The 24,237-nt window shown below is 60.8% G+C and carries 20 protein-coding genes and 1 riboswitch; of the genes, 7 read left to right on the forward strand and 13 right to left on the reverse strand.

The window, feature by feature from the left end; genetic code table 11:
- Positions 1–122: 122 nt before the first annotated feature.
- A complete protein-coding gene (locus tag B7L09_RS14735) occupies positions 123–1,655 on the forward strand; it encodes an AhpA/YtjB family protein (protein WP_094469428.1) in 1,533 nt (510 codons plus the stop codon).
- Positions 1,656–1,909: 254 nt separating this feature from the next.
- Here B7L09_RS14735 and B7L09_RS14740 read toward each other — a convergent pair whose 3' ends face one another.
- From B7L09_RS14740 to B7L09_RS14790, 9 genes are all read right to left on the reverse strand, one after another.
- Entirely contained in the window at positions 1,910–2,623 is a 714-nt protein-coding gene (locus tag B7L09_RS14740; RefSeq protein WP_094469429.1) for a PqiC family protein, read from the reverse strand.
- Between the two features lie 176 nt (positions 2,624–2,799).
- A complete protein-coding gene (parC, locus tag B7L09_RS14745) occupies positions 2,800–5,067 on the reverse strand; it encodes a DNA topoisomerase IV subunit A (RefSeq protein ID WP_094469430.1) in 2,268 nt (755 codons plus the stop codon).
- Between the two features lie 10 nt (positions 5,068–5,077).
- Positions 5,078–5,599 (reverse strand): retropepsin-like aspartic protease family protein, encoded by a 522-nt coding sequence (locus tag B7L09_RS14750; RefSeq protein ID WP_094469431.1) that lies wholly within the window; start codon positions 5,597–5,599, stop codon positions 5,078–5,080.
- Complete coding sequence (locus B7L09_RS14755) at positions 5,596–6,585, reverse strand: esterase-like activity of phytase family protein (RefSeq protein WP_094469432.1); 990 nt, start codon at positions 6,583–6,585, stop codon at positions 5,596–5,598. Before B7L09_RS14755 ends, B7L09_RS14750 begins: the two co-directional genes overlap by 4 nt.
- A complete protein-coding gene (gene parE / locus B7L09_RS14760; RefSeq protein WP_094469433.1) occupies positions 6,585–8,489 on the reverse strand; it encodes a DNA topoisomerase IV subunit B in 1,905 nt (634 codons plus the stop codon). Before parE ends, B7L09_RS14755 begins: the two co-directional genes overlap by 1 nt.
- Before the next feature lie 52 nt (positions 8,490–8,541).
- Positions 8,542–9,150 (reverse strand): YqiA/YcfP family alpha/beta fold hydrolase, encoded by a 609-nt coding sequence (locus tag B7L09_RS14765; RefSeq protein WP_094469434.1) that lies wholly within the window; start codon positions 9,148–9,150, stop codon positions 8,542–8,544.
- 963 nt (positions 9,151–10,113) lie between these two features.
- On the reverse strand, positions 10,114–10,929 hold the full coding sequence (cpdA, locus tag B7L09_RS14775) for a 3',5'-cyclic-AMP phosphodiesterase (protein WP_094469436.1): 816 nt from the start codon (positions 10,927–10,929) through the stop codon (positions 10,114–10,116).
- Positions 10,930–11,027: 98 nt separating this feature from the next.
- Positions 11,028–11,480: a DUF1249 domain-containing protein gene (locus tag B7L09_RS14785; protein WP_094469438.1), complete on the reverse strand. Its 453-nt coding sequence runs from the start codon at positions 11,478–11,480 to the stop codon at positions 11,028–11,030.
- The gene (locus B7L09_RS14790; protein WP_094469439.1) at positions 11,471–12,088 is read right to left on the reverse strand and encodes an NUDIX domain-containing protein; all 618 of its coding nucleotides are present in this window, start codon (positions 12,086–12,088) and stop codon (positions 11,471–11,473) included. Before B7L09_RS14790 ends, B7L09_RS14785 begins: the two co-directional genes overlap by 10 nt.
- A gap of 215 nt (positions 12,089–12,303) precedes the next feature.
- Between B7L09_RS14790 and B7L09_RS14795 the strand changes: the two genes are divergently transcribed.
- Complete coding sequence (locus B7L09_RS14795; RefSeq protein WP_094469440.1) at positions 12,304–13,050, forward strand: RsiV family protein; 747 nt, start codon at positions 12,304–12,306, stop codon at positions 13,048–13,050.
- Here B7L09_RS14795 and cytX read toward each other — a convergent pair.
- Together cytX and thiC are read right to left on the reverse strand one after the other, a co-directional pair.
- On the reverse strand, positions 13,019–14,311 hold the full coding sequence (gene cytX, locus B7L09_RS14800) for a putative hydroxymethylpyrimidine transporter CytX (RefSeq protein ID WP_094469441.1): 1,293 nt from the start codon (positions 14,309–14,311) through the stop codon (positions 13,019–13,021). The genes B7L09_RS14795 and cytX overlap by 32 nt on opposite strands.
- A 99-nt stretch (positions 14,312–14,410) precedes the next feature.
- A complete protein-coding gene (thiC, locus tag B7L09_RS14805; RefSeq protein WP_094469442.1) occupies positions 14,411–16,300 on the reverse strand; it encodes a phosphomethylpyrimidine synthase ThiC in 1,890 nt (629 codons plus the stop codon).
- Between the two features lie 168 nt (positions 16,301–16,468).
- Positions 16,469–16,574, reverse strand: a riboswitch (TPP riboswitch).
- Between the two features lie 192 nt (positions 16,575–16,766).
- Here thiC and B7L09_RS14810 point away from each other — a divergent pair.
- Entirely contained in the window at positions 16,767–18,206 is a 1,440-nt protein-coding gene (locus tag B7L09_RS14810) for a TolC family outer membrane protein (protein ID WP_094469443.1), read from the forward strand.
- A gap of 147 nt (positions 18,207–18,353) precedes the next feature.
- Here the strand turns inward: B7L09_RS14810 and waaA are convergent, their stop codons facing one another.
- Positions 18,354–19,634, reverse strand: a complete 1,281-nt coding sequence (waaA, locus tag B7L09_RS14815) for a lipid IV(A) 3-deoxy-D-manno-octulosonic acid transferase (protein WP_094469444.1) — start codon at positions 19,632–19,634, stop codon at positions 18,354–18,356.
- A 23-nt stretch (positions 19,635–19,657) separates the two neighbouring features.
- Entirely contained in the window at positions 19,658–20,548 is an 891-nt protein-coding gene (locus B7L09_RS14820) for a LysR family transcriptional regulator (protein WP_094469445.1), read from the reverse strand.
- A 103-nt stretch (positions 20,549–20,651) separates the two neighbouring features.
- Here B7L09_RS14820 and B7L09_RS14825 point away from each other — a divergent pair, with 103 nt between their 5' ends.
- The 4 genes from B7L09_RS14825 (at position 20,652) to B7L09_RS14840 (ending at position 24,201) form a co-directional block, all read left to right on the forward strand.
- Positions 20,652–20,984, forward strand: a complete 333-nt coding sequence (locus B7L09_RS14825) for a DMT family transporter (protein WP_094469446.1) — start codon at positions 20,652–20,654, stop codon at positions 20,982–20,984.
- Between the two features lie 234 nt (positions 20,985–21,218).
- A complete protein-coding gene (locus B7L09_RS14830; RefSeq protein WP_094469447.1) occupies positions 21,219–22,394 on the forward strand; it encodes an NAD(P)/FAD-dependent oxidoreductase in 1,176 nt (391 codons plus the stop codon).
- Positions 22,391–23,203, forward strand: coding sequence for an aldo/keto reductase (locus tag B7L09_RS14835; RefSeq protein ID WP_094469448.1), 813 nt, complete (start codon positions 22,391–22,393; stop codon positions 23,201–23,203). The genes B7L09_RS14830 and B7L09_RS14835 overlap by 4 nt, the downstream gene beginning before the upstream one ends.
- Positions 23,204–23,235: 32 nt before the next feature.
- The gene (locus B7L09_RS14840) at positions 23,236–24,201 is read left to right on the forward strand and encodes a metal ABC transporter ATPase (RefSeq protein ID WP_094469449.1); all 966 of its coding nucleotides are present in this window, start codon (positions 23,236–23,238) and stop codon (positions 24,199–24,201) included.
- Positions 24,202–24,237 lie beyond the last annotated feature (36 nt).

Raw genomic sequence — 24,237 nt, forward strand, 5'->3', positions numbered from 1 at the left:
AGGTGGAAAAAAACCGCATTCTACCCACTTTCAGTGACCATCGGGCACAGGCAGCGCTTTGCCGGTTCTAGGCCTGTCGCTATACTGCGCGTCAACTTCACGGACAAAAGAGCCGAGCGCAAGTGAACCGGCCCACGCCAGTAAAAACCGATAACTTCTTCCTGCTGATCTTCCGGGCACTGCGCCACCGCCGTGTACCGATCGCATTACGCATCGCCAGCCATAACGTGATCCTGGTCGCTCTGGCCCTGGTGATCTACGCCTGCGTGATGGGTTTGCAGTTCAAGCAGGCCATGCACGAGCAAGCCGACGCCCTGGGCGAAAGCTTGACCACCCAGACCGCCACATCGGCGACTGAGTTGCTGGTGTCCAACGACATCCTCAGCCTCAACGTGCTGCTCAATAACCTGACCAAGAACCCGCTGGTGGCTCACGCTGCCATCTACAGCGTGGATAACCGCATCCTCGCCGAAGCCGGTCAGCGTCCAAAGCACAGCCTGCTGGGCGAAGCCGAGGGCATGTACCAGAGCAAGATCACGTTCCAGGACGTGACCGCCGGCCAGCTGCGTATCAGCCTCGACATGCAGCAATTCCAGCAGCCGATGACCATCAGCCTGCAAAGCATGGGCATTCTCAGCGCGATCCTGCTGGCATTGGCCCTGGCCTTGAGCCTGCGCCTGGGTCGGCACATCTCCACGCCGCTGATGCAACTGCGCGTGTGGCTGCGCAATATCGACGAATACACCCCGGCCACCGAGCGCCAGGACGAGATCGGCGACCTGGCCCGTCAGCTGCACGCCAACTTCGCGCCGGAGCCGGCCGAACCGGAAGCTGTGCCTGAGCCGGAATACGACGACAGCGACTACGAAGACGCCGACGATAACGAGCCGTCCTTCGAAGTGCGCAACCTGCGGGATCCGAGTTTCGACGAAAGCAAGCCTGTGGCCGGCCTCAAGCCTGCGCCACGGCGCAGTGTCAGCACCGTTGAAGACGACGATGACGACGATGCGTTTGCTGACTTGCGTGATGAATCGGCCGACGCTGCGCCTAAACCGATCGCTAAACCGGTGATTTCGAACGTACCACAGCACAGCGCCGTACTGGCCGTGCAACTGGGCGCTCAAGATCAACTGCGTCGTCTGCCTCGCACACGCCTGGAAGAACTGCTGAAACGCTATCGCGATTGCCTCGATCAGGCGGCTTCGCTNTATCAGAGCGAACTGCACACCCTGAATGATGGCAGTACGCTGATGCTGTTCCACAGCGAAGACAGCGGCGANGACTACCTGACGAACGCGATCTGCTGCGGTGAGTTGCTGCGAGCCTTGGGCCATCAGTTGCAGATCGAAGTGGCGGACAGCGGCATCACCCTGCAATTGCAGCTGGGCCTGACGCTGGGTGACGATCTGTTCGGCATGAGCCAGATCGACCTGCTGCTGACCGAAATTGCCCAGGATGCACTGGCCTTGTCTCAACACAGCCGCAACCTGCTGCTGGTGGAGCGCAAGATCAGCGAAGATGCACTGATCCGCCAGCGCGCACGTATCCGCCCGATTGCCAGTCCTGAAGGCGCAAGCTGTGTGGAGCGGTTGATGGAACCGTACCCGTCGATGCTGGAACGGCAACTGGCGCGGATGCATGAGCGTCGGGCGTAGATCCTAACCCCCGCTATAAAAGAAGCCCGCAGATGAGTGATTGTCTGCGGGCTTTTTGTTGCCTGTTCTGGCCTCATCGCGAGCAAGCTCGCTCCCACAGGGTTCCTTAGTGGACATATTCTTTGTGAACACCAGAGGGTCCTTGTGGGAGCGAGCTTGCTCGCGATGAGGCCAGAACAGGCAGCGGAGATCTCCAACCTCCAGAAACAACAAAGCCCGCATCGCGGCGGGCTTTGTGTTGAATCAATCCAGGCTTAGAACCTGAACACTTCCATATCGGTGCGGATCGGCGAAGCCATCGGGATCTTCGGCTGTTTCTCTTGCTCTGCTGCGGGAGCCACGGGCTTCGGAGCAGGCTTTTTTGGTGCTTCGGCAATGGGTGGCTGGTTAGCCAGTGGCTTGAGCGCCACCGACAACTGCTCGGCCAGACGCTGCAGCAATACGCCCTGAGCCTGAACCTGAGCCGCTGTGCCGCCTGCGTGCTGTTCCTGCAGGTGAATGATGCGGTTATCGCGCACTTGCCCACGACGGTCGATCAAACGCCACTGCGCATCCAGGATCGCCGGCTGCGAGGCCCCCGAGTCGAGCCGCGTAATCGTCAGCAACACCTGAACGTCCGGTGTGAAGCCCAATGTCGCAGGCGCCAGCACCACGCGTTGGCTGTCCAGATGACCCGCTACCTGACGCAGCAGCAGCTGATCGATGTCGGAAGACAGGCTTCCCGCCCAACGACCGTCAGGAGACGCTTGCAGGCTACCATCGGGCTGTCGCTGCAACAGGGTTTCGCGTTGCAGGTAATCCGCAACCGTTACCGGGCCCAGCAGAACCGCCATGCCCGCCGTTTGAGCGGGCTGAGCCGGACTTCCGCTGTCCAGCTGGTACAGCGACACAGGCTGGTGTGTGCTGCAGCCCGCCAGCCCCAAAAGGCCAGCGAGCATCAAAATTAAAGGAAGGCGTGGAGCAGTCATCGTCCCATCCAGGTGGTTGCCACAAGGCTAACCACAGTGAAAATACTCAATAAATATTAAACACGCTCGGCCACGCCGGCGCTGGAAAGGCCATATCATCCGTGAATATGCGCCCTGACTCCAGCGCCAAAGCGTCGATCTACGCGTTAAATCGTAGATCGAGGGCTCTAATCGGCTTAATTGAGGTTTTCGACGAGCAGCGCATCGACCCGCTGGAAGCCACGTGGCAGTTTGTTACCACGACGCCCACGCTCACCTTTGTAGTGTTCGAGGTCGTCCGCTTTCAGCGACAACGTACGTTTTCCGGCCTGCAACACCAACGTGGCGCCATCCGGCAGTACGGCGATGTCCGTGACATATTCTTCGCGGCTGGCCACACGCTCACCGTTGATCCCGATGATCTTGTTGCCTTTGCCCTTACCTAATTGTGGCAGATCACTGATCTTGAAGATCAGCAGGCGACCTTCGGTGGTCACCGACGCTAGCCAATTGTTCTCGCGATCCGTCACCGGGCGCGGAAGAATGACCTTCGAATTGTTGGGCAAGCTCAACAATGCCTTGCCCGCCTTGTTCTTGGCCTGCAGGTCTTCGCCCTTGACCACGAAGCCGTATCCGGCGTCGGAGGCGATCACGTACAGCGAATCGTCTTCCGGCATCAGCACGCACTCGAAACTCGCCCCTGGCGGCGGCGTCAGACGGCCGGTCAACGGCTCGCCCTGGCCACGGGCCGATGGCAGCGTGTGGGCGGCCACCGAATAACTGCGCCCGGTAGAGTCGATAAACACCGCAAACTGGTTGGAACGNCCCGGCGCCAACGNCTTGAAACCATCCCCGGCCTTGTAGGAAAGCCCGGTGGCGTCGATCTCGTGGCCTTTGGCAGAACGCACCCAGCCTTTTTCCGACAGCACGACAGTCACTTTCTCGTTCGGCAGCAGATCGTGCTCGGTCAGGGCCTTGGCTTCGGTGCGCTCGACGATGGGCGAACGACGGTCGTCGCCGTAGGTTTCGGCGTCCTTGATCAGTTCGGTACGCACCAGCTTTTTCAACTTGGCTTCGCTGCTCAGCAGGGCTTGCAGCTTGGCTTGTTCCTTGAGCAATTCATCCTGCTCGGCACGCAGCTTCATTTCTTCCAGTCGCGCCAATTGGCGCAAGCGGGTATCGAGGATGTAGTCGGCCTGGATCTCGCTCAGCTCGAAACGCGCGATCAGCTCGGCTTTCGGGTGCTCTGCAGTACGGATGATGTGGATCACTTCATCCAGGTTGAGGTAGGCAATCAGCAAACCGTCCAACAGGTGCAAGCGACGCTCAACCTTGTCGAGGCGGAACTGAAGGCGNCGACGNACGGTTTGAACGCGGAACTCCAGCCACTCCACCAGCAGGGNGCGCAGGTTTTTCAGCTGCGGCTTGCCGTCCAGGCCGATGATGTTGACGTTGACCCGGTAGCTGGACTCCAGCTCGGTGCTGGCGAACAGGTGTTGCATCAGTGCATCGTGGTCAAAGTTTTTCCGCGCGCCCGGAATGATCACGATCCGGCATGGGTTCTCGTGGTCGGATTCATCGCGCAGGTCTGCGATCTGCGGCAATTTCGACGGTTTGGCCTGCATCAGCGCAGCGATCTGTTCCAGCACCTTGGCACCGGACACCTGATGCGGCAGCGCGGTGACGATAATGTCGCCATCTTCGATGTGATAAACCGCGCGCATGCGCACCGAGCCCTTGCCGGTCTCGTACATCTTCAGCAGGTCGGCGCGCGGTGTGATGATTTCCGCTTCGGTCGGGTAATCCGGGCCCTGGATATGCTCGCAGAGTTGCTCGACCGTGGCTTTGGGCTCGTCCAGCAAGCGCACGCAGGCGGTGGCCACTTCNCGCAGGTTGTGCGGCGGCACGTCGGTGGCCATGCCCACCGCAATGCCGGTGGTGCCATTGAGCAGGATATTCGGCAAACGCGCCGGCAACACCAGGGGTTCGTCCAGGGTGCCGTCGAAGTTCGGCCCCCAGTTAGCGGTGCCCTGCCCCAACTCGCTGAGCAGCACTTCCGAATAACGCGACAGGCGCGCCTCGGTATAACGCATGGCAGCGAAAGACTTGGGATCATCCGGCGCACCCCAGTTACCTTGCCCGTCCACCAAGGTGTAGCGGTAGCTGAACGGCTGGGCCATCAGCACCATGGCTTCATAGCACGCAGAGTCGCCGTGGGGGTGGAACTTACCGAGCACGTCACCGACGGTACGCGCCGACTTCTTGTGCTTGGAATCAGCGTCCAGGCCCAACTCACTCATGGCGTAGATAATGCGCCGTTGTACCGGCTTCAGGCCGTCGCCGATATGCGGCAAGGCACGGTCCATGATCACGTACATGGAGTAGTTGAGGTAGGCATTTTCGGTGAAGTCAGCCAGCGATCGGCGTTCTACGCCATCTAAGCTGTCTGCGAGGATGTCACTCATGCGGGCCTCATCATTTCGTTGTCTGGCGCAGCAGCATGGTGCCACCGCGCTGGGTAAATTCAAGTTTGTTCAGCGCACTCATACCGAGCAGCACTTGCTTGCCATCCAGGCCTGGCACGACGATGGCGCGCACATCACGCAGCACAATGTCGCCCAGTTGCAGCCGGTCGACGCGGGTTCGATAACCCTCGGTACGACCGTTGGCGGTGCTCAGGGTCACCCCGAAGCCTTGTTCCAGTTTCAGCCCTTCGGCCATTTGCGCCGGGATTGCCACATCGGTTGCCCCGGTATCGAGCATGAAATCCACCGGCTGACCATTGATCTGGCCGCTGGCGACGAAGTGTCCCTGGGTGTTGCTGGCCAGCTTCACTTCAATAAAACCTTCGCCCTGCTCCGAGGTGACGACCACATTGGGATTTTGCTGCCGATCCTCCCACTGGCCGAAAAACCGCGTCGCCAGAAACAGCGCCGCGCACCAGGCCAGCACCATGAACACCCGGCCGGCGCGCTTTCCCGGCGTTTGCTGGCTCACGGCTTGGCACTCCAACCACCTTCAGGCGCGGCGAAGCGCCAGACGACCGGGCGAACCTCGCCATCGGCGCGAACATCGTTGTTGTTGTCGGTGCCAACCCAGGCCCCCTCGGCGTCGACAATCAACGCTTCAGTCAGACCAAACGGATTTTGATAGCGGCGGTGTTCCTGCAAGGCTTCATCGGCAAACGACCAGCAGCGCTCGACCTTAGCCGTCACCGGATCGCGGCGGCAGATCTGGTAAGCGTTGCGTTCAAGGGTAAACAGCTTGCCGTTGAACAGCGATACATCGGCAAAGTCCCGAGTCACGGCTTTGGCTCGTGGAAACTGTGCCGGCTGCATTTCTTTCCCCGCTTCGCTCAGCAGTACGCAACCACCGTCGCAATCCCACACCGTCTGTTTGCGCTTGATCAGCAACAAGCCACGGCTTTGACGCTCGGCGGCGAGCCACAATTGATCGCCCGCCGGATTGATCGCCAGGCCCTCGAACAGCGCATTGAACTGCAACAGCATGCCGCTGGCCCGGGCTTCGCGAACCAGCATCGGCGAGATCTTGAGCCAGGACGACGGCCCAACGGGCGGTACTTGCAGGATCGCTGCATGGGACTCGCTGACGATGTAGCGATTACCGGCGCTGTCGCAGGTAATGCCTTCAAAATCCAGGTCCCCGCCCCGAACAAACGCCGCGACCCAGGCCCGCGAACGCAACCCCCAGGGCAAACCGCTGTCCGGCACTGGAGGCACGCCGATGGCCACGGTTTCGGCCTGCCAGACCGTGTCGCGGGTATCGAGACGGTAGATCTGGTCATCGTCGCGATCGGAGACCGTCCACAAGTCTTTGCCGCACTGGGCCAGCCCCGACAGATTGCCGCCGCGCATACCGTCGACGGGATGCTCGGACAACAGGCGCAACTCCGGTGCCGGTTCGGCAAACGCCGAAACGGAGGTCAGAAGTAACGCACACGCCAGGGCAAAGCCAACCCGCATCAGCCAAGAACCTCGGCGAGGTTGCCTTTGGATTCCAGCCAGGATTTACGGTCACCGGCGCGCTTCTTCGCCAGCAACATGTCCATCATTTCCGACGTGCCGGCGAAGTCTTCCAGGGTCAACTGCACAAGGCGCCGAGTGTTCGGGTCCATGGTGGTTTCGCGCAGCTGCGGCGGGTTCATCTCACCCAGACCTTTGAATCGTGTGACCTGTGGTTTGCCGCGCTTTTTCTCGGCGACCAGACGGTCGAGGATGCCATCGCGCTCGGCTTCGTCGAGGGCGTAGAAAATCTCTTTGCCCAAGTCGATGCGGTACAGCGGCGGCATCGCGACATAGACGTGACCGGCATCCACCAGTGGGCGGAAGTGCTGGACGAACAGCGCGCACAGCAACGTGGCGATGTGCAGGCCGTCAGAGTCGGCGTCGGCGAGGATGCAGATCTTGCCGTAGCGCAGCTGGCTGATGTCTGCCGCGCCCGGGTCGACGCCGATGGCCACGGCAATGTTGTGCACTTCCTGGCTGGCCAGGACTTCGCTGCCGTCGACTTCCCAGGTGTTGAGGATCTTGCCGCGTAACGGCAGGATCGCCTGGAATTCCTTGTCCCGCGCTTGCTTGGCGGAACCGCCGGCGGAGTCACCTTCCACCAGGAACAGCTCGGAACGCATCGGGTCTTGCCCGGCGCAATCGGCCAGTTTGCCCGGCAGTGCCGGGCCAGCCGTAATGCGCTTGCGCTCGACCTTTTTGCTGGCTTTGAGGCGACGGCCGGCGTTGTTGATCGCCAACTCCGCCAGGGCCAGGCCCAGTTCCGGGTGTTCATTGAGCCACAGGCTGAAGGCGTCCTTGACCACACCGGAAACAAACGCAGCCGCCTCACGGGACGACAGCCGTTCTTTGGTCTGGCCGGAGAATTGCGGCTCCTGCATTTTCATCGACAGTACGAACGCGATGCGCTCCCACACGTCTTCCGGCGCCAGCTTCACGCCGCGCGGCAACAGGCTGCGGTATTCGCAGAATTCGCGCATGGCATCGAGCAAACCCTGGCGCAAACCATTGACGTGGGTGCCGCCCTGAGCGGTGGGGATCAGGTTGACGTAGCTTTCCTGCACGCTGTCGCCGCCTTCGGGCAACCACAGCAGCGCCCAGTCGACCGCTTCTTTATTACCGGCCAGGCTGCCGCAGAACGGCTCGTTGGGCAGGCGTTCGAAGTCGCTGACGGAGTCTTCCAGGTAGGAGCGCAGGCCGTCTTCGTAGTGCCACTCGACCTTTTCGCCGGTGCCTTTGTCTTCAAAGCTGACCAGCAGGCCCGGGCACAGAACCGCCTTGGCCTTGAGCACGTGTTTAAGGCGGCTGATGGAGAATTTTGGCGAATCGAAGTATTTAGGGTCCGGCGCGAAGTACACGCTGGTGCCGGTGTTGCGCTTGCCGACGGTGCCGATCACTTCCAGCTCGGTTTTCTTGTAACCATCGGCGAAGGTCATCTGGTACTCGTTGCCGTCGCGCTTGACCTTGACCCGCACCAGTGTGGACAGGGCGTTGACCACCGAAATACCCACACCGTGCAAGCCACCGGAGAACTGGTAGTTCTTGTTGGAGAACTTGCCGCCGGCGTGCAGCTTGGTGAGGATCAGCTCGACGCCCGACACACCCTCTTCCGGGTGAATATCCACCGGCATGCCGCGACCATCGTCAGACACTTCCAGGGAATGGTCGGCATGGAGGATGACGTGTACCGACTTGGCGTGCCCGGCCAAGGCTTCGTCGACGCTGTTGTCGATGACTTCCTGGGCAAGGTGGTTCGGCCGACTGGTGTCGGTGTACATGCCGGGGCGTTTGCGCACCGGGTCGAGGCCCGAGAGGACTTCGATGGCGTCGGCGTTATAAGAGCTAGCGCTGGGAGTGGCCATGGGGTCTCGTCGTCCGCCTGTAAAAAGTGTTCTGTGAAAAAGAGGCGACGACTCACAGTGCAGTGAAATCGATCGCCTGATACAAATCTGCGCCGATACCGGCAAAACTCAGCATTGCCGGCAGTTGCGCGGCNAAACCCTGGAAACCATGGTCGCCACCGGCCTGGATGCGCAAGGCACAGGCTCGGTAATACTGTTGGGCGAGGCGATAGTCCAGTGTTTCATCGCCGGTCTGCAACCACACCTGATAACGCGCGGCATCCTGGGGCGCCGGGACTTCCAGCTCGGCCAGTGCCGTGACGTGATCGTGGGTCAATTCCCAGGTTTCATCGGTATAAAGGTTCTTCTGGGTGCCCAGGTAACCGTCGAACATCCGGTGAGGGCTGACCGCCGGGTTGACCAGCAGCGCCTTAAGGCCATGGCGTTCGGCAAGATGGGTTGCATAGTAGCCGCCGAGTGAGCTGCCGACCAGCAGCGGCCGACCCAGCTNTTCAATCGCCTTGTTCAGCTGACCGATGGCCTCACGCGGGTGGTGATGCAGGGCCGGGACGCGCAACTGATCGCTCAAACCCAGCCGGTCCATCACTTGCATCAACTGCGTGGCCTTTTTTGACGAAGGCGCGCTGTTGAAACCGTGGATATAAAGGATCGAACCAGACATTTGAACTCCCTGTGCGTCGGGTAAAGAAGGCGGAGTTTACAGGGAGTCGGGGGGATCGGGGATATCCTCGGGATTACAGGCGCCTGAACTGACGCTATCGCGAGCAAGCTCGCTCCCACAGGTGACCGAATTGTCCAGCCGGACGCGGCCCACTGTGGGAGCGAGCTTGCTCCGGGCGGCGTTCCGACGATGAACGATAACGCGGTCTATCTGAAAAAATTCGGCTGTCAGGCCGCCTTCGCGAGCAGGCTCGCTCCTACAGTGGAATGTGGGTACTTGCAAAAGAGATTGGTCGGGTGTCAGGCCGTCTTCGCGGGCAGGCTCACTCCTACAGNGCGAGGTGGCTTTTTTTTGGGTCGGGTTTGGTGGGTGAGTACTGCCGGGGAAGATAGGTTGAGTCTCAAAAAGGTTTGCAGTCCATCTGAAAGATATTGGTCGGCTGTCAGGCCGCCATCACGAGCAGGCTCGCTCCCACAGTGGAATGATTTGTACCTGCAAGAAACTGGTCGGCTGTCAGGCCGCCATCGCGATCAGGCTCGCTCCTACAAATCGATCGGCGTACACGCTTCGCTTTTCACCACTCAATAGGCCGAGCGTTAGCTCGCCTGCAGCTCTTGATCTGGCTTTTGATTCTGATCTGCCCGCCCCGTCGGGAGGCTGAGTGGAGGCGTTCATCTGGGGGGTGGNGCGNAGCGCCGTTCGACGCAGTCGAACACGCTGCATGTAGGTCGTCGCGAAGCAGACCGGAGGGCAGTGTCCCCGGATGGATACCGGAGCGAAGGAACGCCGAGCCTTAGCGAGGGGCCGGACGCTTGGGGCGAGACCTTTTGGTTCCTTTTGTGGCGTTTGACAAAAGGGACTCGCCGTAAGGGCGAAACCGCCAGCTGCCGTTACCGCAGGAATGGATATGTACACCTGAAAGAGANTGAACCACAACATGGTCGGCCCGTAGGCCGCCAAGTGTCAGTAGCCGTTGGAGCCGTAATCAACCCGAAAGTCGAACCCGGTGACCCGCTCAACGCCAGTTTCAATCCGCCCATCCGGCAACAACCGCAACCACCGATACCCCGGCGCCTGCTCCCCGACCTTGAAATCATCACTCCCAGGCTCAAACTGAATGCACGTCGAAGGCGAAGCAATCAACCGCACCCCATTGCGCTCCTGATCAACCTCCTGATGCACATGCCCCCACAAAACAGCACGCACCTGCGGAAAGCGATCCAGCACAGCAAACAAAGCCTCTGGATTGCGCAAGCCAATAGGTTCCATCCAGGCACAGCCGATAGGCACCGGATGATGGTGAAAGCACACCAGATGNTGCCGCTCCGGCGCCTCACTCAACGAACGCGCCAGCAACTGCAACTGCTCATCCTGCAAATACCCCGGCACCGACCCCGGCACCGCCGAATCCAGCAAAGTCACCCGCCAGTTACCGACATCCACCACCGGCTCCAGCAGCGCACTCTGCACCGCCGCCTCAGCCATGATCCGCGGCTCNTCGTGGTTGCCGGGAATCCAGCGCGCCGGCGCATCAATCGGCCGAGTCAGGTCGCGAAACAACTGATACGACTCCAGCGTCCCGTCCTGAGACAGATCACCACTGGCAACGATCAGATCAATCTGCGGCTGCTGAACACGCACCAGCTCAATGACCTTTTGCAGGCTGTCCCGGGTATTCATGCCCAGCAACGTCCCGTCCACTTCGGCAAACAGATGACTGTCGGACAGTTGCACCAGCAACGCCGGATCGGCGGTGGTCAAAGTGGATACGCTCGGCAAGGCGTTCTCCCAGGCTGAATCACGGGATTGGATGAGTGCCGCAATTATGCTGGGGGACGATCAAAAGGGGAAACCTGCGAACCTGACACAGTTCACATCTATCGAACGACAGCGTACTCATGCCCACACGCCAGACAATGGCTCAGCCATTCACCCAGGAACATATTCAACTGGGCCTTTTCATCGGGCTGGTGCATGAACACATTCGGGTAAGGATAGATGCTGCGAAAGCGGCGTGCATGTTCGGCGCTGATCACTTCGGCCATTCGCGCATCGTGATACACCTGCACTTCCAGCTGCGGCACCGGCAGCCACGGCAGGCTGTGTTCCTGGCGCACACGCAGGGTAGTGGTGTACGGGCAGTTGACGATCACCTCGAGGGTCAGTACGCCGAGCATCTGGTCGCCGTGGGTCACGGCAATGCGCCGCGCTTCGGGGGCGTGGCGCATGTCGGGGAGCAAGCGCATAAGGCGCGCGTAGTTGGCCTCGCAAGAGGCCTGCAGCCCCACGAGGTCCACCCTGTAACGATCGCGCAGCTTGTTTACGACCATAGCCCCCTCACTTCAGCGCGGTTCAAAGCTAACCATTGCAAGGCAATGATGCTGGCCGCGTTGGCAATTCGTCCGTCGCGGACGGCCTGCAGGGCATCTTCGAACGCCCAGANGGTGACGCGGATATCTTCTGCCTCTTCTTCCAGTCCATGGACGCCACCGACTCCGGTGCTGTCGCAACGCCCCAGGTACAAGTGCACAAATTCGTTGCTGCCGCCCGGCGATGGAAAGTATTTGGTCATCGGCCAGAGCGCCCCGAACACAAGCCCAGCTTCCTCCTGCGCCTCGCGGTGAGCAACTTCNTCCGGTTCTTCATCCTTGTCGATCAGGCCGGCGACCATTTCCACCAGCCACGGGTTGTCGGTACGGCCCATGGCGCCGACACGAAACTGCTCGATCAGGACCACTTCATCGCGCTGCGGATCGTAGGGCAACACGCACACCGCATCATGGCGAACAAACACTTCACGATTGATCTCGCGACTCATGCCACCGGCAAACAACTCATGGCGCAAGTGCACACGATCGAGCTTGTAAAAGCCCTCGTAGCACTTTTCGCGCCGAACGATATCAACGGCGGTCGGAATGGCGTTGGCAAAATCAGTCATGACAATCCTCGTTTACTGCAAATCCATGAAGAGGCTCCAACCTCAACTTCGCGCCATCCTAACGCGCTCGCGCCGTTTGATGCAGCCCCTTTCCCATCAGCGAGATAGACGGTGAGGGCGAAACCAACTCTAATTAGCTTAGTGGCGAACTGACTGCTTCGTTGAGAGTCGAAGCGGATAACTTTTTGCCTTTCCCTGTTTTATGAAGGACGCCCATGTCGCTTTTTAAAATCGTTTCCGTGGCCGCAATCGCCCTGACCCTGGGCGCCTGCCAGAGCTTGTTCCAACCCAACTACCGGGCGCCGCTGGAAACCACCCGCGACGCCACCGAAACGCTGAAACCGGGTTGCACGACACCTGACTGCCCGCTGGTGAACATCGATACGCTGCGCTTCCCGGCCGAGCCTCAACTTGACGGTATTGTCGAAAAGCGCCTGCTGCAGATGACCCGCACTTCGCCCGATGCCCCTGCGGCACCGACGCTGACGGCCTATCGCGATGAGTTTTTGCGCACCGCCGGCCCGCGCTACAGCAGCTACCTGCAAGCCAAAGTACGTGAGCAGCATGACGGCTTGGTGATCGTCGAGTTTTCCAGCTACCTGGACACTGGCGGCGCGCATGGCACGCCGGGCCGCAGCTTCATCAACTATTCGCGCCAGCAGCATAAAGTGCTGACCTTGTCCGACATGTTGGTACCGGGGCAGGAAGAGGCGTTCTGGAAAGCCGCGCAAGTGGCGCACAACAGCTGGCTGATCAGCACCAAGCTCGATCAGGAACCGGATTTCCTGAAGGAATGGCATTTCCAGAAAACCCAGAACGTGGCGCTGACCTACGGCGGGGTGATCCTCAAGTACGAAACCAGCACCATCGCGCCTTACGCGCTGGGCCACGTCGAACTGAAGATCCCCTACCCACGCCTGAACGGCATTCTCAAGCCCGAGCTGTTTCCCGGCCGTAACTGAAGGCCCGGCCCAGCACCAGCTGGAGCAGCCCTGCCAGAATCAACGACGGCAGGGTTGCGCCGATGTCCGGATACAGATTCGCCAACAAGTGATAAGTGCTCACCCCGCCCAACCAGGCGAGCAGCGCCGGCCAGCGCAATGCGGCTGACGCCACTTGAGCACTGCGTTTGCGCAGGATAAAGTGATCCACCAGCACCACGCCGAACAAAGGCGCAAACACCGAGCCGATCAGCAACAGGAAGTTCTGATACTGCGCCAACGGTGCGAAGCAGGCGATCAACGTGCAGATCACGCCGATAGCCAGCGCCAGATGCTCGACTTTCCAACGCAACAGAATCCCGCTGGACACCGCCGCCGAGTGAATATCGGCAAAGGCGTTTTCCGACTCGTCCAACAGGATCAGCAACAGCGGAATGCCCAAGCCTGCGCCGGCCAGGGCCAGCAACAGCGCATTCACCTCACCACTCGGCGCAAACGCCAGGGTGTAGGCCACGCCCAGGCTCATCAGCCAGAAATTGCCGATAAAGAAACCCAGCGCCGTACCGCCGAAGACATGTTTGGCGCGCTTGCCGAAACGTGAGTAATCGGCAATCAGCGGCAGCCAAGACAGCGGCATGGCGATGGCGATATCAAAACCCACGGCGAACGGCATCGAGCCGTCACCGGACTTGGCCCAGAGTGCGGCGAGGTCGGCCTTGGCGAACAGGTTCCAGGTCAGCCACAGGCAGGCGGCGAGCAGCAGCCAGATACCCCACTTGCGCAGGATCTGACGGACAAAAGTCAGCGGACCGCTGACGGCCAGCAAGGTCGCCAAACCACCAAAAAACAGCGTCCACAGCAAAGGGTTCGCCAGCAAGCTGCCTTCGCTGAACGCGCGCGTGCCCAACAAACTGGCGGCATCGCGCATCACGATGATTTCAAACGAGCCCCAGCCGATCAGTTGCAGCAGGTTCAGCAACGCCGGCAGGCTCGCGCCCCGGGCGCCGAGGCTGAGTTTAAGCGCGGCCATGGCCGACAGGCCGGTGTCGCTGCCAATCACGCCGACGGCGGCCAGTAACAGCACGCCGACCAGGGTGCCGAGGAAAATCGCCAGCAACGAGCCGGACAAGCCCAGGCCCGGCGCGAGCAAGGCGCCGGTTTGCAGAACCATCAGGCCGATGCCGAGGGAGAACCACAGGGAGAACAGGTCGCGGGCGCCGAAGACGCGTTTGTCAGCGGGCACCGCGATGTCAGGGGAATAGGTGCTGGGTTGAATGCTCAAGGGTGTTATCTCTGAGGGACACTTTGTTGTTTGTCAGATTGCCTTCGCGAGCAAGCCCGCTCCCACNGGCCCTTTCAAGCCCCACCTTTTCAGGTCAGATCAAACCTTCTTGTACAGCTGACTGCCTTCCTGCTTGAACCGCTCNGCCTGCTCGGCCAAGCCCTTGGCCACATCCACATCCACCGCTTCAATGCGCTGGTTGGCCGCGTACTCACGCACTTCCTGGGTGATTTTCATCGAGCAGAACTTCGGCCCGCACATCGAGCAAAAATGCGCGACCTTGGCCGAGTCCTTCGGCAGGGTTTCATCGTGGTAGGAACGTGCGGTGTCCGGGTCCAGGCCGAGGTTGAACTGGTCTTCCCAACGGAANTCGAAGCGCGCCTTGCTCAAGGCGTTGTCGCGAATCTGCGCGCCGGGATGCCCCTTGGCCAAGTCCGCAGCGTGGGCGGCGATCTTGTAGGTGATGATCCCGGTCTTCACGTCATCCTTGTTCGGCAAGCCCAGGTGTTCCTTGGGCGTGACGTAGCANAGCATGGCGCAACCAAACCAGCCGATCATCGCCGCACCAATGCCCGAGGTAATGTGGTCGTAGCCCGGTGCAATGTCGGTAGTCAGCGGGCCGAGGGTGTAGAACGGCGCCTCGTCGCAGCATTCCAACTGCTTGTCCATGTTCTCCTTGATCAACTGCATCGGCACGTGGCCCGGGCCTTCGATCATGGTTTGCACGTCGTGCTTCCAGGCAATTTTGGTCAGCTCGCCGAGGGTTTCCAGCTCGCCGAATTGCGCAGCGTCGTTGGCGTCGGCAATCGACCCCGGGCGCAGGCCGTCGCCAAGGGAGAAGCTGACGTCATAGGCCTTCATGATTTCGCAGATTTCGTCGAAATGCGTGTAGGTGAAGTTCTCTTTGTGGTGCGCCAGGCACCACTTGGCCATGATCGAACCGCCGCGCGACACGATGCCGGTGACGCGTTTGGCGGTCAGCGGTACGTAACGCAGCAATACACCGGCATGGATGGTGAAGTAGTCGACGCCCTGCTCGGCCTGTTCGATCAACGTGTCGCGGAACAGCTCCCAGGTCAGGTCTTCGGCGGCGCCGCCGACTTTTTCCAGGGCCTGGTAGATCGGCACGGTACCGATCGGCACCGGCGAGTTGCGGATGATCCATTCGCGGGTTTCGTGGATGTGCTTGCCGGTGGACAAGTCCATCACGGTGTCCGAGCCCCAGCGGATGCCCCAGGTCAGTTTCGCCACTTCTTCTTCAATGGACGAACCCAGGGCGCTGTTGCCGATGTTGCCGTTGATCTTCACCAGGAAGTTACGGCCGATGATCATCGGTTCCAGTTCGGTGTGGTTGATGTTGGCCGGGATAATCGCGCGGCCACGGGCGATTTCTTCGCGGACGAATTCGGGGGTGATGATTTTTGGCACGCTGGCGCCGAAACTATGGCCGGCATGTTGCTGGTCGAGCAGGCCACTGGCGCGGGCTTCTTCAAGCTTCATGTTTTCGCGGATGGCGACGTATTCCATCTCGGCGGTGATGATGCCTTTGCGCGCGTAGTGCATCTGCGTGACGTTGGCNCCGGCCTTGGCGCGGCGCGGGTTGTTGACGTGGGCAAAACGCAGCTTGGTCAGTTCGGCGTCGGCGAGGCGTTCCTGGCCGAAGTGCGAGCTCAAGCCGGACAGGCGCTCGGTGTCGCCACGTACTTCGATCCACGGCGAACGTACATCGCCCAGGCCTTTGCGCACGTCGATGATGACGTTGGGGTCGGTATACGGGCCCGAGGTGTCGTACACAACGACAGGCGCGTTGATCTCGCCGCCGAAGTCGGTCGGGGTCACGTCGAGGCTGATTTCGCGCATCGGCACGAGGATGTCCGGGCGAGAACCCTGGACATAGATTTTTTGCGAGCGGGTAAACGGCTGAACCGATTGTTGATCGACTTGGGCCGAGTCACTCAGGTTCGTAGTGTTTTTTAGTTTTATCGTCATCACGGGCTCTCCAGACAGCATCCAGGCAGTGGAATTTTGTCGGAGCGAACCTGTAACGAATGGACGCGACCAATCAGCCATAACGAAGCCGTTGGTGCTGTGCTCAGTGCTCGAGGGGTGTTCGATTGTCGAACAACATCCCGGACGAAGCACAAGAGGACTCGCCGGGTGACGAGAAATCTTGTTCCCTACGCAGGCGCTAACCTGATCAGGTTCAACGGGATCCGAAATTATTCGATCTCAGCCTCATAGCAAGGCACCCCGACAAGAACCCGGCCAGTCTAGACACAACTGGCAAAGAACGCCAACACCGCGGTAAACACCATGATGAATGGCGCAATTACAGGATTGTTGCCATCGTTGCGCACAACTACACTCGCTACGCCGTGCCGCGCCTTGACGCTGTATGGGCCGCGCCGTAGCCTTGGCGCTCAAATTATCAGCGTAATTTTCTAGGGATCGTCAAATGCTGCGCAAACTTTCACTGGCTCTTGCCGTGTCTTGTGCGACCAATGGAATGGTCTGGGCAGCTGAAGCGCCCTTGTCCGCGAAAACCGATTTGGTCAGCGTCTACCAGGAAGCGGTGGACAACAACGCCGACCTGGCCGCCGCCCGCGCTCAATATGGCGCCCAGAAAGAAGTCGTGCCCCAGGCCCGCGCCGGGCTGCTGCCAAACCTGTCGGGCGGCGCCGAACTGAACAACGTGCGCACCTCGATCGATCAGCCTGCGACCACGATCAACCGCAATGCGCATTCGTATCAGGCTACTCTGGCGCAGCCACTGTTCCGAGCTGATCGCTGGTTCCAGTTCCAGGCTGCCAAAGACGTCAACGAGCAGGCCGCGCTGCAACTCTCGGCCACCGAACAGAACCTCATTCTGCAGACCGCTGAAAACTACTTCAACGTGCTGCGCACCCAGGACAACCTGGCCTCGACCAAGGCCGAGGAAGCGGCATTCAAACGCCAGCTCGACCAGTCCAACGAGCGCTTTGATGTGGGCCTGTCGGACAAGACCGACGTGCTGCAATCCCAGGCCAGTTACGACACCGCCCGCGCCAACCGCATCGTCGCCCAGCGCCAGGTGGACGACGCCTTCGAAGCGTTGATCACCCTGACCAACCGTCAGTACAACGCGATCCAGGGCGTCGTGCACACACTGCCGGTGCTGCCACCGGCGCCGAATGACGCCAAGGCCTGGGTTGAAACCGCCGGTCGCCAGAACCTCAACCTGCTGGCCAGCAACTACGCCGTCAGTGCCGCCGAAGAAACCCTCAAGCAGCGCAAGGCCGGTCATGCGCCGACCCTGGATGCCGTGGCGAAGTACCAGAAAGGTGACAACGACGCCCTGGGGTTCAGCAACCCGACCATCTCCGGCCCGGCTTATAAAGGCAACGTCGACCAAACGTCCGTGGGATTGCAACTGAACATCCCGATCTACAGTGGCGGTCTGATCAATTCCCAGGTGCGCCAATCGTATGCGCAACTGGACCAGTCCGAGCAGCAACGTGAATCCCTGCGCCGGCAAATCGTGGAAAGCACCCGCAACCTGCACCGGGCGGTGAACACCGACGTCGAGCAGGTGCAGGCGCGTCGCCAGTCGATTATCTCTAACCAGAGCGCGGTGGAAGCCACGGAAATCGGCTATCAGGTGGGCACGCGCAACATCGTCGATGTACTGGATTCACAGCGCCAGCTCTACGCGTCGGTGCGCAACTACAACAACAGCCGCTACGACTACATCCTCGACAACCTGCGCTTGAAGCAGGCCGCGGGCACGCTCAGCCCAGGTGACTTGCAGGACCTGACGCGTTACCTCAAGGCTGACTACAACCCGGACAAGGACTTCCTGCCACCGGACCTGGCCAAGGCTGCGGCGGCGCAGTTGAAGGCAAATCCAACGCAGTAAAAACCAGCTCTGTGGCGAGGGAGCTTGCTTCCGCTGGGCAGCGAAGCGACCCCAAATCCTGAGCAAGCGGTCTGCCAGACAGACCGCATTGGTTGATTTTACGTCTGCTACGCAGTCGAACGTNGCCACAATGGATCTATGGCGGATTCAAGATTTGTCGATCAATCGACCAAGCCCATCCAGCAACCGCTGCAACGCACCTTGATTGGTACGCATCACCCTCAACCCCGCCTCCGCCATTCGCTGCGCATCGCGCGGCAATTCGAACAGCCGCTGCACCGCCAGCGCCAGGCCTTCTGCATCCTCCACCTCCTGCAACGCCCCGGCGCTGCGCAATTGCGCGGCGATTTCGAGGAAGTTGAACAGGTGCGGGCCGCTCAGCACCGGTTTGGCCAGCGCGGCCGGCTCCAGCGGATTATGCCCACCGGTCGCCACCAGGCTGCCGCCGACAAACGCACTGTCGGCCAGGGCATAGAGAAACAACAACTCACCCATGGTGTCGCCCAGCAACACCGACGTATTCGCCGTGACCGGCTCGCCGGAAGAACGACGCACCGTGGCGAAACCCTGCTGCTGGCACAACTCGAACACCGGGTTGAAACGCTCTGGATGACGCGGCACCAGAATCAGCAACGTATCGGGATGATGGGCCAACAACTGACGATGGGCCGCCAGCACCACTTCGTCTTCACCTTCGTGAGTACTCGCGGCGATCCACACCGGGCGTTCCTGCGCCTGCCATTGCGCGCGCAATTCGGTGGCGCGCAGAAGCAATTGCGGATCGATGGTCAGGTCAAACTTGATCGAGCCGGTCACTTCGACGGTGTCCGCACGCGCACCCAGGTTACGGAAGCGCTGAGCCTCGGCTTCGGTCTGCACCGCGAACAGGCTCATCTCCACCAGCATCGGCTGGGTGAGTTTTCGGAAGCGGCCATAGCCCTTGGCGGAGCGTTCGGACAATCGCGCATTGGCCAACGCCACCGGAATCCCGCGTTTGGCGCACTGATGGATGTGGTTCGGCCAGAGTTCGGTTTCCATGATGACCGCCAGTTTCGGCTGGACCCGATCAAGAAACCGTGCCGCCGCGCACGGCAAGTCGTAAGGCAAATAGCAGTGCTGGATGCGCGGCTCGTTGGCAAACAGGGCATGGATGCGCTCCGAACCGGTCGGGGTCATGCAGGTCACGGTAATTGGCAGCTGTGGATGACGTTGCAGCAGGGCGCGAATCATCGGCGCTGCGGCAATGCTCTCGCCCACGGATACTGCGTGCACCCAGATGCCCCCCGGCTTCATCGTCGGCAGGCCGAGGGAGAAGCGTTCGCCAATGCGTTTGGCATACGCCGGCGCCTTGCGCGAACGCAGCCACAGCCGAATCGCCACCAATGGCAGCCCCAGGTAAAACAGACAGCTGTAGAGAGTTCTATTCATGGCGGCGGAGTTTATCGGCTTTTTCAGTCAATCGCCTGCAAGTGCACGGCAAAACGTTCTGCCAGCCAGCGAGCCGCCGGGCCGAGGGGTTCGTCGCGGCGCCAGACCAGTTCCACAACCAGCGCCGGCGGGGTCCATTCGCTGTCCAGTTCGACCATCAGGTCCTGATACGCCGGGTACTGCACCACGTGCCGCGGCAGCCAGGCCCAGCCGAGGCCGCGCACCAGCCATTCGGCCATCACGTAAAAGCTGTCGGCCCGCCAGACCTGCGGGCTGGCGGGTTCACTGCCGGGATAGACGCTGGACTGCGTGGACATCAGCAACTGGCGGTGCCGTGCCAGTTGCTGACAATCAACCTGCGCCTGTTTCGCCAATGGGTGGCCGACGCCGCACACGGTGAGCATCTCAACGCTGCCGAGCACGCGACGCTCAAGCGCTTCGGGGATCTGGTCGTGATAAAACAGCAGCCCCAGGTCGGCCCGACGCTCGACCAGTTTGCGCGCCACATCACCTTGAGCGGCGCTGGTCAGTTGCACTTCAAGGCTGGGGAATTTGTCCGCCAGAGCTGCAAAGCTTTCGATGATCGGCTGATAGGGCATCGCCTCATCCTGAGCCACCCGCAAACGCGCTTCCTGACCGCGCATCATCGCCAGCGCCCGGCCGTTCAGGCGTTCGCACTGACGCAAGACTTCCCGCGCCTCTTCCAGCAAGGCATTGCCGGCCTCGGTGAGTTTCGGCTGACGGCCGCTGCTGCGGTCGAACAGGCTGACGCCGAGGTCTTCCTCCAGCAGCGCAATCGAACTGCTGACCGCCGACTGCGCCTTGCGCTGATCCCGCGCTACGGCAGAAAACGAACGCTGCTCCGCTACGCTGACAAACAAGCGCAGCTGCTCCAGATTCCATTGCATGTTCATGAGGCAACCCATCTTCAGAACAGATAGGTAATGACTTTACCGCATCTGGAGAATCTCTAGAATGCCGAACTCAGACAGCAACACTTCACACGAGGATGCACCTATGACCGCTTACTACTACCTGGCCATTGCCATCTGCGCCGAAGTGATCGCGACCGTTTCAATGAAAGCCGTCAAAGGCTTCAGCACCCCGCTGCCGCTGATTCTGGTGATTGTCGGTTACGGCATTGCGTTCTGGATGCTGACCCTGGTGGTGCGCACTGTACCGGTGGGCGTGGCGTATGCGGTCTGGGCCGGCATGGGCATCGTGATGGTCAGCATCGCGGCGCTGTTTATCTACGGGCAAAAGCTTGATGTCCCGGCGATGCTCGGGATGGGCCTGATTGTGCTGGGCGTCGTCGTCATCCAGCTTTTCTCCAAAACCGCCGGGCACTGACTGAATACAACAAGCCTGTGGCGAGGGAGCTTGCTACCGCTCGACTGCGAAGCGGTCGTAAACCCGAGTGTCAGACAGACCTCGGATTCAGGTTTTGGGGCGGCTTCGCCACCCAGCGGGCGCAAGCTCCCTCGCCACCGTAATCTCCATTGCCTAATAGACATTGATCCCCAACAAATCCCCTCTTCTTCGAGTCTGTATACTGCGCCCTCGTCTTGAACACTGAGGTCGCCGATGCCATCCGTTATTTCCACCGACGTTCTGATTGTCGGCGCCGGAGTTGCCGGCCTCTGGCTTAACGCGCGCCTGCGCCGCCAGGGGTTTTCCACGGTGCTGGTGGAAAGCGCCACACTGGGTGGCGGGCAAAGCGTGAAGTCCCAGGGGATCATCCACGGCGGTGCGAAGTACGCCCTGCACGGCGCCCTCACCGGCGCATCCGAAGCAATTGCCGACATGCCGCGCCGCTGGCGCGAAGCCTTGGCCGGTAACGGCGAGCTGGACTTGTCCGGCGTACGCTTGCTGTCCGAAGCCCATTACCTGTGGTCCCCCGGCACACTTGCCGGCAACCTCACCAGCTTCTTCGCCAGCAAGGCCGTGCGTGGCCGTGTCGATCAGGTCAAAGGCGACGANCTGCCGCCGGCCCTGCAAGACAAGCGCTTCAAGGGCAAGGTTTACCGATTGGCGGAACTGGTGATCGACGTGCCGAGCCTGATTCAGCGCCTGGCCGATCTGGCCGGTGACGGCCTGCTCGCCGGCCAGAAGATCGAACCGTTACTGGAAGCTGGCGGTCTGGTAGGCCTGAAGGTCGACGAGCGCGAAATCCGCGCCCAGCGCATCGTGCTCAGCGCCGGTGCCGGCACAGCGGCGTTGCTCGAAGCCCTGGGGCTGAGCCAACCCGCCATGCAAACGCGCCCGCTGCATATGATTATCGCCAAAGGCCCGGGCCTGAAGCCGTTGTATGCGCACTGCCTGGGCGGCGGCACCAAACCGCGCATCACCGTCACCACTCACCCGGCTGCCGATGGCCAATGGGTCTGGTACATGGGCGGCGACATTGCTGAAGCCGAAGGGGTCGCCCGCGAACCCGCCGAGCAAATCGCCACCGCTCAGAAAGAACTCGGCCAGTTGCTGCCATGGATCGACCTGAGCACCGCGCAATGGGCCACCTTGCGTGTGGATCGCGCCGAACCGCTGCAATCGGGGCTGACGCGTCCGGACAATGCCTTCCTTGCCGAAGAAGGCCGGCTGCTGGTTGGTTGGCCGACCAAACTGGCGCTGGCACCGGACTTCGCCGACCGGGTCATCACGTCTTTGCAGCGTGACGGCATCCAGCCAAGCCACCCGGCGCCGTTGCCCGACCTGCCAAAACCACCGATTTGCATTCCAGCCTGGGAGCAACTGTTGCCATGAGCCTGCCAACCCTGCACGACCTGCATCGCCCACTGGGCAACACCGGCCTGCTGGTGTCGCCACTGGGCCTGGGCACCGTCAAGCTGGGCCGCGACCAGGGGGTGAAATACCCCAACGGCTTCCAGATTCCCGGTGATGACGAAGCACGCATGCTGCTCAAACTCGCGCGCGACATGGGCATCAATCTGATCGACACCGCCCCGGCTTATGGCCGCAGCGAAGAGCGCCTCGGCCCGCTGTTACGCGGCCAGCGCAAGGATTGGGTGATTGTCAGCAAGGTCGGCGAAGAATTTGCCGATGGCGTGTCCCGTCANGACTTCAGCGCCGCCCACACTCGACGTTCAGTAGAGCGCAGCCTGCAACGCCTGGAAACGGATGTTATCGATCTGGTGCTGGTGCACTCCGACGGCAACGACCTGGCGATTCTCAATGACAGCGAGGTCTACGCGACCCTCGCCGCGCTCAAGGCCGAAGGCAAGATTCGCGGCTTCGGTTTTTCCGGAAAAACTGTCGAAGGCGGTGTGAAGGCTCTGGAACAGGGTGATTGCGCCATGGTCACCTACAATCTGAACGAACAGAACGAGAAGCCAGTCATTGACTATGCTGCTGCTCACGGCAAAGCCATTCTGGTCAAAAAAGCCCTCGCCAGCGGTCACGTCTGCCTGAGTCCGGGCGTGGACCCGGTGCGCGCCAGCTTCGAGTTGTTGTTTGAACATCCGGGTGTTGCCAGTGCTATTGTCGGGACCATCAATCCGCTGCACCTCGCCCACAACGTCGCGACCGTTGCCCAGGTCCTACGTAGAAACTGATGCCGCGCACGCGGCCTTAAGCAGGAGCCGACATGCCGCGCACGCTCATAAGAAAGAACCCGAGCAACTTCAAGACCCTGCCGTTGTACGTCGAAGCGACTCCCGAAGGCTTGAGCTATCAGAGCGTCGGGATGCCGCTCAATTTCTCCCAGACCCTGCAACGTCGCCGTCCGGTGACGGTGCCCGACACTGAGCGCTTCGCGCTGGAACTGGCCAACCTTGGGGTCTCGGTGCGCCTGACCCTGCATTGGCAGAATCGCGATTACTGGGTGTTGGTACGTCAGCGCCGGCAAGACCGCGGCGATGTGGTGCTCAAGTTGATCTCCGGTTACGTGCCGGCCCACGAGTTGAACCTGCCGCTGCATACGGCCATTCAGGAAATTGCCGAAGAGTGCCTGCTGGAAACCCCCGAGGGCTGGTTGGGCGGGCGCTTCAATGACACCTGGCTGCCGGCACCCTACTCCTCTGCGCTGCATTATCGCGAGGCGTTGCCTTTTCGCCTGACGCCGTTGTCCGGCTCGGCGCGGCCAGTGCGTTGCGCGACCACGCAATTGATCGAACGCCCACGGGCTTACGTGCACCTGCCCACAGCGTCGCTGCAATTGATTTATGACCTGCGCCTGGAAGTGCCGAAGGAAGCCAAGTCCCTTAGCCTGTTCCATGTGGATGAGCGACTGGAGGGCGATCAACTGGTGGCCCGGCTCGATCGCAAGCGCCCCGATTTGTATTTGATGCCACTGCAGGACGGCCAGCCGATGGCTGAGCTGTATACCTTGAAAAAGGATCAGCTGTACCCGGCGAGTACGCGCGGGCTGTACCTGGCAGAGAGTTTTGCCCAGCAGGAAGGCTGGCTGGTGCGCGATGAGCGGATTCGCTGGAAGGATTGGGTACGTCAGCAGGGGTTGAGCCCGCCGGGGAAGGATTCCGGTTTAGCGCGGTTGCGTGGGAAAGCGAAGCAATTGCTGAAGAAAATCGTGCCACGTAAGGCAGTGCGATAGGAACAAGAGTGCTTGTGTGGCGAGGGAGCTTGCTCC

Source organism: Pseudomonas mandelii (assembly GCF_002251635.1).
GTDB lineage: Bacteria > Pseudomonadota > Gammaproteobacteria > Pseudomonadales > Pseudomonadaceae > Aquipseudomonas > Aquipseudomonas mandelii_B.